The 12,960-nt window shown below is 53.5% G+C and carries 9 protein-coding genes and 3 tRNA genes; 8 read left to right on the plus strand and 4 right to left on the minus strand.

Annotated elements, in window-relative coordinates:
- Positions 1–71: 71 nt before the first annotated feature.
- The 4 genes from chiQ to nagE all read right to left on the minus strand — a co-directional run bounded on the left by chiQ (position 72) and on the right by nagE (position 6,075).
- Entirely contained in the window at positions 72–398 is a 327-nt protein-coding gene (gene chiQ / locus A3466_RS03190) for a ChiQ/YbfN family lipoprotein (RefSeq protein WP_063449361.1), read from the minus strand.
- A gap of 47 nt (positions 399–445) precedes the next feature.
- Positions 446–1,843, minus strand: a complete 1,398-nt coding sequence (chiP, locus tag A3466_RS03195) for a chitoporin ChiP (RefSeq protein WP_063449362.1) — start codon at positions 1,841–1,843, stop codon at positions 446–448.
- Between the two features lie 445 nt (positions 1,844–2,288).
- Complete coding sequence (gene glnS, locus A3466_RS03200; protein ID WP_063449363.1) at positions 2,289–3,956, minus strand: glutamine--tRNA ligase; 1,668 nt, start codon at positions 3,954–3,956, stop codon at positions 2,289–2,291.
- 169 nt (positions 3,957–4,125) lie between these two features.
- Positions 4,126–6,075: a PTS N-acetyl glucosamine transporter subunit IIABC gene (nagE, locus tag A3466_RS03205; RefSeq protein WP_063449364.1), complete on the minus strand. Its 1,950-nt coding sequence runs from the start codon at positions 6,073–6,075 to the stop codon at positions 4,126–4,128.
- Positions 6,076–6,400: 325 nt separating this feature from the next.
- Here nagE and nagB point away from each other — a divergent pair, with 325 nt between their 5' ends.
- From nagB to A3466_RS03245, 8 genes are all read left to right on the plus strand, one after another.
- Positions 6,401–7,201, plus strand: a complete 801-nt coding sequence (gene nagB / locus A3466_RS03210; protein WP_003858663.1) for a glucosamine-6-phosphate deaminase — start codon at positions 6,401–6,403, stop codon at positions 7,199–7,201.
- A gap of 55 nt (positions 7,202–7,256) precedes the next feature.
- Positions 7,257–8,405, plus strand: coding sequence for an N-acetylglucosamine-6-phosphate deacetylase (nagA, locus tag A3466_RS03215; protein WP_063449365.1), 1,149 nt, complete (start codon positions 7,257–7,259; stop codon positions 8,403–8,405).
- 8 nt (positions 8,406–8,413) lie between these two features.
- On the plus strand, positions 8,414–9,634 hold the full coding sequence (gene nagC, locus A3466_RS03220) for a DNA-binding transcriptional regulator NagC (RefSeq protein WP_063449366.1): 1,221 nt from the start codon (positions 8,414–8,416) through the stop codon (positions 9,632–9,634).
- Positions 9,635–9,679: 45 nt separating this feature from the next.
- Positions 9,680–10,432: a ribonucleotide monophosphatase NagD gene (gene nagD, locus A3466_RS03225; protein WP_063449367.1), complete on the plus strand. Its 753-nt coding sequence runs from the start codon at positions 9,680–9,682 to the stop codon at positions 10,430–10,432.
- A gap of 250 nt (positions 10,433–10,682) precedes the next feature.
- Complete coding sequence (asnB, locus tag A3466_RS03230; protein WP_063449368.1) at positions 10,683–12,347, plus strand: asparagine synthase B; 1,665 nt, start codon at positions 10,683–10,685, stop codon at positions 12,345–12,347.
- A 225-nt stretch (positions 12,348–12,572) separates the two neighbouring features.
- Positions 12,573–12,649 (plus strand) — tRNA-Met (locus tag A3466_RS03235).
- A gap of 41 nt (positions 12,650–12,690) precedes the next feature.
- Positions 12,691–12,765 (plus strand) — tRNA-Gln (locus A3466_RS03240).
- 34 nt (positions 12,766–12,799) lie between these two features.
- Positions 12,800–12,874, plus strand: a tRNA-Gln gene (locus tag A3466_RS03245).
- Positions 12,875–12,960 lie beyond the last annotated feature (86 nt).

Genomic DNA, 12,960 nt, shown 5'->3' on the forward strand with positions numbered 1-12,960 from the left:
CAGCCGTGAGGTTGGCTTTTTTTTTGCCTGAAAAAAGCCCGGTGACGCTGCGCCACCGGGCGTAAAGCAACCTATTTATTGTTATTGCGTATCTCGTTCCAGATCTTATCGCAACGCTTCGCCACTTCCTGATCGTTACCGGTTTTACGCGCCTGAATGCAGGCCTGGTAATCCATCACGCGAACGTTTTCCTGCGTGGCGAATTGCTCATGGGCTTTGTCTTTTTTCAGCACGTTCAGCACGCTTTGACAGGCCTCAATCTTCTCAGGTGAACCCTGTGCGGTATTGATGCAGGCGCTATACGCCTCTTTCAGACGGGAGTCCTCTTTTGGTGCCGGGTCCTGCGCACACGCCACCAGCCCTGAGGTCAACAGCGCGACGATTACGATTTTTTTCATTTTGTGCCGTCTCCATGCCGGCGGAACTCATCCCGCCGGCGCGTTCATCAGAAAATAGTGAATGGCGCAATGACCATGAATTTCACGTCGCGCTCATCCTGGAAGATGTTGCCGTAGCCGCCCGCGTAGCTCGGGATATCGGAGTGGTTGTCATACTGGGTGAAGTGCAGTTTGAACGTTGTGCCTTTCGCACGGCCCTCCTGAAGGGTGTAGATCGCATCCAGGCTGTATGAAGACTCTTTCAGACGGTAGTTTGGATCGTAGTACGCGTCTGGCGTTGCCATATCCCCGGGCTTCGCATCCCAGGCGTACGCGTAGGATGCTCCCACTGCCCAGCCGGGAAGGTTCCAGTTTTTCAGGTCATACATTGCGCCGAAGAAGACCGCCTTTTCGCCGTCGGCGTTAAAGTCAGAGCGGTTATCCCACCAGATATCCAGGCGACCGTTAGAGGAAGCGTAGGTAGGCGTCATACGTTGCAGGAAGTAACCCTGCTGCCCTTCAGCCTTAACCCACGTCCCTTCCAGGCGTAAATCAACCTGGCCGACCTTGTAGCCGAAGGTCAGCGCCTGCAACCATGCGGTGCCGTCATAGATATCATTTACGCTGCCATCGCTGACCTTATCGCGCGTGCCGTAAAACTGATAGCTGGTACTCAGCGGGCTACCTGCGATATCAAATTTATAGCTGGCTTTAGCAAAGTACTGATCGATATAGCCTTCAGCCTGACCGAACGCCGCCTCCAGCACCAGATCGTTTTTAAAGTCATACTTCGCGCCAAGAGAGTGGAGATACTCGACTTTGGTCTTTTTATCGTTCTGGTAGAACTTGTCCATCTCGATGTGCCACGGCGCTTTGTACTCGTTGGTCCACATATAGGAGAAGCTCAACGCCCCCGCATCGCCGTAGTCAAAATCAGCACCGGCTTCCGCCCCCTGATAGGTACCTGGCATAAAGCTCCAGTGCGGCGCTAACAGCGTTTGTCCTGTTGGCTGGATATAACCCCCGCGCGCCCAGACCGGACCATATTTAAATTTTGCCGCCGCTTTATAGAGGCTGATACCGCTTTTATCGCCGGACCAGTCTTCGTCGTAGGCTTTATTGCTGGAGGAGAACGCAATTTCGTTCGGGTGGCCACTGTCGCCATTTTCGGCCATTTCAATTGCGGTAAACGCTGCAATATCAATCCCGAACATATCGGCGGCATATCCCGACTGGAAATCCAGGTTGGCGTTCCAGGTCGAGTGAGAAAGGTTGGTTTTGTATTTATTTTCAGTGACGTCTTTACGGTCACGCTCACGCTGCCAGTAATAAATACCGCCCGTGAGGGTGGAATCTTCAATGAAGCCTGCTGCTTTTGCCTCTGGCGTAATCACCAGGCCCGACATTGCTGCCACACCGGCGATAGCTAGCGCCAGCGCACTACGTTTGCCACTGAACGTACGCATAGATTATTCCTCTTTGACGAATTAAAACGCCTTAAACGGCGAAAAACAGAAAAGACCAAAAGGTCAGGGGTAGTCAGAAATACCCTCGAATTAACTACCGTCTTTAGGTTATTTTTCGCGACGCGAATTATCAATGCTTTTAATCAGGCAAAAGTCAGGATTATGACGAAGAGCACATATTTCGTAGTGCTTTGTAACAATTAGCAGGAGCCGAGAGCTGGCGGGGAACCGGTGGATTTTCAGTAAGTAACGCCATTACTATTTATCTATTTTTATCACTTTCCGTTTTTCGTAATTAAACAAACTTTTTTTAGAAAAATAAGTAGCACCTCATTGACCAGTTCTGCTGGCTTATAATAATTTCGTCTGCGCTTAACGGCCTGATCATTAAATAAAAAACGCCGCATTACGCGGCGTTTGTTTCTCATTGACCAGAGCAGCGTTATTATTCGCCGATCTTAGTCCAGGTATCACGCAGACCCACGGTACGGTTAAATACCGGTTTTTCTGCCGTGCTGTAGCGGCTGTCCAGGCAGAAGTAACCTTCACGCTCAAACTGGAACGCCTTGCCGGCCTCAGCGGCTTTCAGGGACGGCTCAGCATAGCCTTGCTTAATAACCAGCGATTCAGGGTTAATGGTTGCGAGGAAGTCGTCCGCCGCACCTGGATTCGGCACGCTGAACAGGCGATCGTACAGGCGGATCTCAACCGGCAGCGCGTGCGGCGCGCTCACCCAGTGGATTACGCCTTTCACTTTACGGCCATCCGCCGGATCTTTGCTCAGCGTCTCTGCGTCGTACGTACAGAAGATGGTCGTGATATTACCTTCCGCATCTTTCTCTACGCGCTCGGCTTTGATGACATAGGCGTTACGCAGACGCACTTCTTTACCCATCACCAGACGCTTGTACTGCTTGTTCGCTTCTTCACGGAAGTCAGCACGATCGATCCAGATTTCACCGCTGAACGGCACGTCGCGGGTGCCCATTTCCGGTTTGTTCGGATGGTTAGGCATAGAGACCAGCTCGCTTTCGCCCTGCGGATAGTTCTCGATGACCAGCTTAACCGGGTCGATCACCGCCATCGCGCGCGGCGCGTTTTCGTTCAGATCTTCACGGATGCAGGATTCCAGTGAGGCCATCTCAATGGTGTTGTCCTGCTTGGTGACGCCGATACGTTTGCAGAACTCACGAATGGACGCGGAGGTGTAGCCACGACGACGCAGGCCAGAGATGGTCGGCATACGCGGGTCGTCCCAGCCTTCAACGTGCTTGTCGGTGACCAGCAGGTTGAGCTTACGCTTGGACATCACGGTGTATTCCAGGTTCAGACGAGAAAACTCGTACTGACGTGGATGCACGGGAATGGTGATGTTATCCAGCACCCAGTCGTACAGACGACGGTTGTCCTGGAACTCCAGCGTACACAGCGAGTGCGTAATACCTTCCAGCGCATCGCTGATGCAGTGGGTGAAGTCGTACATCGGGTAGATGCACCACTTGTTACCGGTCTGGTGGTGTTCAGCGAACTTAATGCGGTACAGCACCGGGTCGCGCATCACGATGAACGGAGATGCCATGTCGATTTTGGCACGCAGGCACGCTTTGCCTTCTTCGAAGCCGCCGGCACGCATTTTTTCAAACAGCGCCAGGTTCTCTTCCACGCTGCGATCGCGGAACGGGCTGTTTTTGCCAGGCTGAGTCAGCGTACCGCGGTATTCACGGATTTCGTCAGCAGACAGCTCGTCAACGTAAGCCAGACCTTTGTTGATCAGTTCAACCGCATAGGCATACAGCTGATCGAAATAGTCTGAGGAGTAGCAGATATCGCCAGACCAGTTGAAGCCCAGCCATTGCACGTCGTTTTTAATCGACTCAACGTATTCGATGTCTTCTTTAACCGGGTTAGTGTCATCGAAACGCAGGTTGCACTGCCCCTGGTAGTCTTGCGCGATACCAAAGTTCAGGCAGATCGATTTAGCGTGACCGATGTGCAGGTAGCCGTTTGGCTCCGGCGGGAAACGCGTGTGCACCGTGGTGTGCTTACCACTGGCCAGATCTTCATCGATGATCTGACGAATAAAGTTACTCGGGCGGGCTTCTGCCTCACTCATCGTGGATTCCTCAAAGCGTAAACAACGTATAACGGCATATGATCTTATAAGCCGGACGTAGTGACAACCCTTAAAACGTTCCAGAAGAAAATAATGGGGGCATTTGCTGCAAAAAAAAGCGGCGGAGGATTCCCCCCGCCGCTAAAGGCATAACTCTACTCAGGAGCGATTACTTGCCTTTAATCTCATAAAGTGGCGTTTGGCCTGCAACAACCTGGCCCTGCGCCTGGAGAACCAGACCGCTGAAGTCGTCGATGTTGCTGCACACCACAGGGCTTATCATGGAGCGCGCGTTGGCGTTCAGGTAGTCCAGATCCATTTCCAGAATCGGCTGACCTGCCACCACTTCGGCCCCCTCTTCCACCAGGCGAGTAAAGCCCTGACCGTTCAGCGCAACGGTATCGATACCCATATGGACAACGATCTCCGCGCCTTTTTCGGTTTCCAGGCAGAACGCGTGGTTGGTGTTGAAGATTTTCACGATGGTGCCGGCCGCCGGAGACACAACGGTTTTGTCCGTTGGTTTCACCGCCACGCCGTCACCGACCGCTTTGCTGGCAAACGCTTCGTCAGGCACCTGCTCAAGGGCAACCACGTCACCCGTCACCGGAGAAACCAGCGCTGCGATGGTCACCGCGTTTGGCACAGCCTGCGGCTTCGCAGCCGGAGCCTCAGCCACTGGCGCGCTGTCCGCTGAGGCGGCAGCAACCGGGCCACGGGCAACCACTTTTTTCATTTCATCGCCGATGGATTCGGCTTTCGCACCCACGATCACCTGGATGGTTTGTTTGTTCAGCTTCACCACGCCAGACGCGCCCAGGCGTTTACACATTGCATCGCTCACGCGCGCAGAGTCGCCCACGGTCAGACGCAGACGGGTAATACAGGCATCAATCGCTTTCAGGTTGTCGGTACCGCCTACAGCGGCAATGTAGCTGGTTGCCAGCTGGGTTAAACCTTCTTCGGTATTGCTGTTGGCTTCACTGGTTACCACATCTTCTTTCGTGTCTTCGCGGCCCGGCGTTTTCAGGTTAAACATGCGAATAACCGCGCTGAACAGAACGAAGTAGATAACGAAGAAGATCAGGCCCATCACCACCAGCATCCAGACGTTGCTGCTTGCCGCCGGCAGGTTGTACATCAGCACGTAGTCGATCGCGCCTGCGGAGAAGGAGAAGCCAGCATGGATGCCCAGAAGAGTAGCAACGAACAGGCTGATACCGGTCAGGATGGCGTGCATGAGGTACAGCAGCGGCGCCAAGAACATGAACAGGAATTCGAGCGGCTCGGTCACGCCGGTCAGGAAAGCCGTTACCGCAACGGACAACAGCATACCGCCCACCATCGGGCGACGCGCTTTTGGCGCGGCCAGGTACATTGCCAGCGCAGCGCCAGGCAGACCAAACATCATGATTGGGAAGAAACCGGACATGAACATGCCCGCGGTGCCATCGCCTGCGTAGAAGCGGTTGATATCACCGTGGAATACCGCGCCGGCCGCGTTGGTGAACTCACCAATCTGGAACCAGGCGATGGTGTTCAGTACCTGATGCAGACCGGTTGGGATCAGCAGACGGTTAATGAAACCGAAGATGCCCGCGCCCATTGCTCCCGCAGAGACGATCCACTCGCCGCCCGCATGGATAGCGTGCTGCACCGGCGGCCAGACGTAGCCAAAGATGGCTGCCAGGATCAGACAGAAAAAGCCCGTCGCAATCGGCACAAAACGTTTACCGCCGAAGAAGCTCAGGAAGTCAGGCAGTTTGATACCCGCCCAGCGGTTGTACACGGCGCCACCGACCAGACCGGTAATGATACCCGCCAGTACACCCATGTTGATTTCCGGGTTGATGGTTACCATCGCTTTCGTGAGGATAAAGTAACCTACCGCCCCTGCCAGCGCCGCAGCACCGGCGCTGTCTTTTGACCAGCTTGACGCCACGCCGATGGCGAAGATCAGCGCAAGGTTGTCAAAAATGGCGCCGCCTGCCTGGGCAATAAACGGCACGTTAAGAAGATCGGGTTGCCCGAATCGCAGCAGCAACGCTGCAACCGGTAGCACGGCGATAGGGAGCTGCAAAGCCCTACCGAGGCGCTGGAAAAAACCTAAAATATTCATCCTATTCCCCCTACGAGACCCATTGTTAAGACTCGCGCATAAACTATGTTTTTATTGTGTCACGAACGATAGATACAGTTGATGATTCACTGGCAGTGTGAGTGTGTGAAAAATTAATTCGTATCGCAAATTAAACACCTATTTTTTGTGATTATTGTCACCAAATATCGTATTAAACCCTCCCTTTCACTGGCTAACGACGAAAACTTATTTTATCATTCAAAAAATCAAGACGGATTGATCCGGCCTGAAAGGTTCCAGGTTACGCTTAGTTCAGGTTGCACTAATCATCCGCCCACTTTTACTTAAACTTTAGAGGTGAATAATGAGACTGATTCCCCTGGCAACAGCTGAACAAGTCGGAAAATGGGCTGCTCGTCATATCGTTAACCGCATCAACGCGTTCAAACCAACAGCCGATCGTCCTTTCGTTCTCGGTCTTCCAACCGGCGGCACGCCACTGACTGCGTATAAAGCGCTGGTTGAAATGCATAAAGCGGGCCAGGTCAGCTTCAAGCACGTTGTGACCTTCAACATGGACGAATATGTCGGCCTGCCAAAGGAACATCCGGAAAGTTACCACAGCTTTATGCACCGTAATTTCTTCGATCACGTTGATATTCCGGCTGAAAATATTAACCTGCTGAATGGAAACGCGCCTGATATTGACGCAGAATGCCGTCAGTATGAAGAAAAAATCCGTTCCTACGGTAAAATCCACCTGTTTATGGGCGGCGTGGGCAACGATGGCCACATAGCGTTCAACGAACCGGCATCTTCACTGGCTTCCCGCACCCGTATTAAAACGCTGACTCATGACACGCGTGTGGCTAACTCCCGCTTCTTTGACGGCGACGTCAATCAGGTGCCTAAATACGCGCTGACAGTGGGCGTGGGTACGCTGCTGGATGCTGAAGAAGTGATGATTCTGGTACTGGGTGCCGTGAAAGCGCAAGCGCTTCAGGCTGCCGTAGAAGGTAACGTGAACCATATGTGGACTATCAGCTGCTTGCAGCTGCATCCAAAAGCGGTTGTCGTGTGTGACGAACCGTCCACCATGGAACTGAAAGTGAAAACGCTGAAATACTTCAACGAGTTAGAAGCTGAGAACATCAAAGGTCTGTAATTGAATAACCGCCTCTTCTGTCAGAGGCGGTCGCTTTTTTTAACCGGGGGTCGATATGTACGCTTTAACCCACGGTCGGATTTATACCGGCCATGAAATTCTGGATGACCATGCGATTGTTATCGCCAATGGCCTGATTGAACGTGTTTGCCCGCTGGCGGAACTGCCGCCGGAGATCGAACAGCGTTCTCTCAATGGAGCTGTAATCTCCCCCGGTTTCATCGACGTACAGCTTAACGGCTGCGGCGGTGTCCAGTTTAACGATACCGCAGAAGCGGTGACGGTTGAAACGCTGGAAATCATGCAAAAAGCCAACGAGAAATCGGGCTGCACCAGCTATCTGCCAACGCTTATCACCAGCAGCGATGACCTGATGAAACAGGGTATCCGCGTGATGCGCGAGTATCTGGCAAAACATCCGAACCAGGCGCTGGGTCTGCACCTGGAAGGACCGTGGCTGAACATGGTCAAAAAAGGCACCCATAATCCGAACTACGTGCGCAAGCCGGATGCCGAGCTGGTTGACTACATGTGCGCCAATGCCGACGTGATCGCTAAAGTGACGCTGGCGCCGGAAATGACCGGCACGGACGTTATCAGCAAACTGGCCGCTGCCGGGATTGTAGTGTCTGCGGGCCATTCGAACGCAACGCTGAAAGAGGCGAAAGCCGGCTTCCGCGCAGGCATTACCTTTGCCACACACCTTTATAACGCGATGCCGTATATTACTGGCCGCGAACCCGGGCTGGTCGGCGCCATTCTGGATGAACCAGACGTCTACTGCGGCATTATCGCCGACGGCTTGCATGTGGATTACACCAACATCCGCAACGCCAAGCGTCTCAAGGGCGACAAGCTCTGCCTGGTAACGGATGCTACCGCTCCGGCAGGGGCAAATATTGACCAGTTCATTTTTGCTGGTAAAACAATATACTACCGGAATGGACTGTGTGTGGATGAGAACGGCACGCTGAGCGGTTCTTCTCTGACGATGATCGAAGGGGTGCGTAACCTCGTTGAGCATTGCGGCATTGCGCTTGAGGAAGTGCTGCGCATGGCCACGCTGTATCCGGCTCGCGCCATCGGCGTCGATAAACAGCTCGGGGGTATTGCGCCAGGTATGGTTGCAAACCTGACGGCGTTCACACACGATTATAAAATTATTAAGACCATCGTTAATGGTAACGAGGTCGTCACTGAGTAAGTAAAAGTATGACACCAGGCGGACAAGCTCAAATCGGTAATGTCGATCTCGTTAAACAACTTAACAGCGCGGCAGTTTATCGCCTGATTGACCAGCACGGGCCAATCTCACGCATTCAGATAGCCGAACAAAGCCAGCTTGCTCCCGCCAGCGTGACAAAAATCACGCGTCAGCTCATTGAGCGCGGCCTGATCAAAGAAGTGGATCAGCAGGCCTCCACCGGAGGTCGCCGCGCGATTTCTATCGTTACTGAAACCCGCAATTTTCAGGCGATTGGCGTCCGCTTAGGCCGTCATGACACCACGCTTACGCTCTACGATCTGAGCAGCAAAGCCATTGCCGAAGAGCACTACCCGCTGCCCGAGCGCACGCAGGAGACGCTGGAACACGCGCTGCTGAATACCATCGCGCACTTTATTGAAAGCTGTCAGCGCAAGATCCGCGAGCTGATTGCCATTTCGGTCATTCTGCCCGGCCTGGTCGACCCGGAGAGCGGCGTTATTCGCTACATGCCGCATATTAACGTGGAGAACTGGGGGCTGGTTGAAGCGCTGGAAAAGCGCTTTAAGCTGACCTGTTTTGTCGGGCACGATATTCGCTCCCTGGCGCTGGCGGAGCACTACTTTGGTGCGAGCCAGGACTGCGAAGACTCTATTCTGGTGCGCGTACACCGCGGTACGGGCGCAGGCATTATCTCCAATGGCCGTATTTTTATCGGTCGTAACGGCAACGTGGGCGAGATTGGTCATATCCAGGTTGAACCGCTTGGCGAACGCTGTCACTGCGGTAACTTTGGCTGTTTAGAAACCGTTGCCGCGAATGCCGCCATTGAACATCGCGTTCGCCATCTGCTGGAGCAGGGTTACCAGAGCCGCGTCACGCTGGAAGATTGTAAGATCGGCGCCATCTGCAAGGCGGCAAATAAAGGCGATGCGCTGGCCTGCGAAGTGATCGAACAGGTAGGACGGCACCTGGGTAAAACCATCGCCATTGCCATCAACCTGTTTAATCCGCAAAAAGTGGTTATTGCCGGCGAGATCGTGGAAGCCGAAAAAGTGTTACTGCCTGCCATTGAAGGCTGCATCAATACCCAGGCGCTGAAGGCATTTCGCCAGAACCTGCCGGTAGTGCGCTCTACGCTGGATCATCGCTCGGCAATTGGCGCATTCGCCCTGGTAAAACGTGCCATGCTCAACGGGATCCTGCTGCAACATTTGCTGGAATCCTGATCGGACCTTATAGTAACGCCTTCTTTTTTTGATGTCGGATTGTCCATGACCATTAAGAATGTAATTTGTGATATCGACGGCGTGCTGATGCACGACAACGTTGCCGTGCCGGGTGCTGCGGAGTTTCTTCACCGCATCATCGACAAAGGAATGCCACTGGTTCTTCTCACGAACTACCCTTCACAGACTGGTCAGGATCTGGCAAACCGCTTTGCAACTGCGGGCGTTAATGTCCCGGACAGCGTATTTTATACCTCCGCTATGGCAACGGCGGATTTCCTGAAGCGTCAGGAAGGCAAGAAAGCCTACGTGGTCGGCGAAGGCGCGCTGATCCACGAGCTGTATAAAGCGGGCTTTACCATCACCGACGTGAACCCGGACTTTGTCATCGTGGGTGAAACGCGCTCCTTTAACTGGGAGATGATGCATAAAGCAGCCTACTTTGTTGCCAACGGTGCGCGTTTTATCGCCACCAACCCGGATACGCACGGCCGTGGTTTTTACCCCGCCTGCGGTGCGCTGTGCGCCGGTATCGAAAAAATCTCTGGCCGTAAGCCGTTTGTTGTCGGCAAACCGAGCCCGTGGATCATCCGCGCCGCGCTGAATACGATGCAGGCACACTCGGAAGATACCGTCATTGTTGGCGACAACCTGCGCACCGATATTCTGGCCGGTTTCCAGGCGGGGCTTGAAACCATTCTGGTGCTTTCTGGCGTCTCGCAGCTTGATGACATTGATACGATGCCCTTCCGGCCAAGCTGGATTTACCCCTCTGTCGACGAAATCGACGTTATTTGATTCAGAACCACGCCCCAGGGCGTGGTTTTTCATTTCTGCCATCGTAAAATATCACGCCATCTAACAAAACCCGCTTTTTACTGAATAATCATCAATAAAATTGCCTTCAGCATGCTCTATTTTTAAGATTCGGCAATCGTCATTGCACTATTTACGTTTTAACCCGTAAAACGCTTGCGCGCCCTCCCCCTTTTGCGGCATTTTCATAAGCAAGCAACATCACAATGCAACAGGGTTAACGGAGAAGGTTATGTGTTCTATTTTTGGCGTACTGGATATCAAAACTGACGCGGGCGAACTGCGTAAAAAAGCACTCGAATTGTCCCGCCTGATGCGCCATCGCGGTCCGGATTGGTCAGGCGTTTACGCCAGCGATAAAGCAATTCTGGCTCACGAACGTCTCTCCATTGTTGACGTCAACGCCGGTGCACAGCCGCTGTATAACGAGAAAAAAACGCACGCGCTGGCTGTTAACGGTGAAATTTACAACCATCAGGCGCTGCGCGCGGAGTACGGCGACCGTTACGCCTTTCAGACCGGTTCTGACTGTGAAGTGATCCTGGCGCTGTATCAGGAGAAAGGCCCGGAGTTCCTCGACGAGCTGCAAGGCATGTTTGCCTTCGCGCTGTACGACAGCGAAAAAGACGCTTACCTGATTGGCCGCGACCATATCGGTATTATTCCGCTGTACATGGGGCACGATGAACACGGCAACTTCTACGTTGCTTCAGAGATGAAAGCGCTGGTACCGGTTTGTCGCACCATTAAAGAGTTCCCGGCGGGCAGCTACCTGTGGAGCAAAGACGGCGAGATCCGCCCTTATTACCAGCGCGACTGGTTTGACTATGACGCGGTGAAAGACAACGTGACGGATAAAGCCGAACTGCGTCAGGCGCTGGAAGAGTCAGTGAAGAGCCACCTGATGTCTGACGTGCCGTACGGCGTTCTGCTCTCCGGCGGCCTGGACTCCTCCGTGATCTCCGCGATCACCAAAAAATTCGCCGCCCGTCGCGTGGAAGATCAGGAGCGCTCCGAAGCCTGGTGGCCGCAGCTGCACTCCTTTGCCGTGGGTCTGGAAGGAGCACCTGACCTGAAGGCTGCCCAGGAAGTGGCGAACCATCTGGGCACCGTTCACCACGAAATTCACTTCACCGTTCAGGAAGGCCTGGACGCGATCCGCGACGTGATCTATCACATTGAAACCTACGATGTGACCACCATTCGCGCCTCCACGCCGATGTACCTGATGTCGCGTAAGATCAAGGCGATGGGCATCAAGATGGTGCTCTCCGGCGAAGGTTCTGACGAAGTGTTTGGCGGTTACCTCTATTTCCATAAAGCGCCGAACGCCAAAGAGCTGCATGAAGAGACGGTGCGTAAGCTACAGGCGTTGCACATGTTTGACTGCGCGCGCGCCAACAAGGCCATGTCTGCCTGGGGCGTGGAAGCCCGCGTGCCGTTCCTCGATAAGAAATTCCTCGACGTGGCAATGCGCATCAACCCGCAGGATAAAATGTGCGGCAACGGCAAAATGGAAAAACATATCCTGCGAGAATGTTTTGAATCCTACCTGCCGGCGAGCGTGGCGTGGCGTCAGAAAGAGCAGTTCTCGGATGGCGTAGGCTACAGCTGGATCGACACCCTGAAAGAGGTGGCGGCGAAGCAGGTTTCTGACCAACAGCTGGAAACCGCGAGCTTCCGCTTCCCGTACAACACGCCGGGTTCGAAAGAGGCGTATCTGTACCGTGAGATCTTCGAAGAGCTGTTCCCGGTTCCAAGCGCAGCCGAGTGCGTACCGGGGGGGCCATCGGTCGCCTGCTCGTCTGCCAAAGCCATTGAATGGGATGAATCTTTCAAAGCCATGAACGATCCATCAGGACGCGCGGTAGGCGTTCACCAGTCTGCTTATAAATAATGTCCAGACCATAATCAGGCCCTCCGGGGCCTGATTTTTTTGCCTCTCTTTTCCCCGCATAAAAGCGATTAATAACCAATAATTGTCGAATATTCGGCCTCGCTGTTCGCAACCTAACCAAACAGTCACATTCCGGCTATTTTCATTGAAAAAGGTGTTGACGCTGCAAGGGTCTATACGCATAATGCGCCCCGCAACGCCGATAAGGTAACGCGAAAAAAAGATGGCTACGTAGCTCAGTTGGTTAGAGCACATCACTCATAATGATGGGGTCACAGGTTCGAATCCCGTCGTAGCCACCATATTTACGTTATCGAATACCATTCGGTAAACTGAACATTGTTGGGGTATCGCCAAGCGGTAAGGCACCGGATTCTGATTCCGGCATTCCGAGGTTCGAATCCTCGTACCCCAGCCACTTTAAAGTCGTTAAGCCATTTGTTTAACGCAATTGGGGTGTCGCCAAGCGGTAAGGCTCTGGTTTCTGATACCAGCATTCCGGGGTTCGAATCCCTGCACCCCAGCCACTTAAAACAAACAAGCCCGCTCTGCGGGCTTGTTTGTTTTTGTTGCTCAGAATAGTGCGGCCTGATGCCCTCACCCTACCCCTCTC

It is taken from the genome of Enterobacter genomosp. S (assembly GCF_001631805.1).
Lineage (GTDB): Bacteria > Pseudomonadota > Gammaproteobacteria > Enterobacterales > Enterobacteriaceae > Enterobacter > Enterobacter quasihormaechei.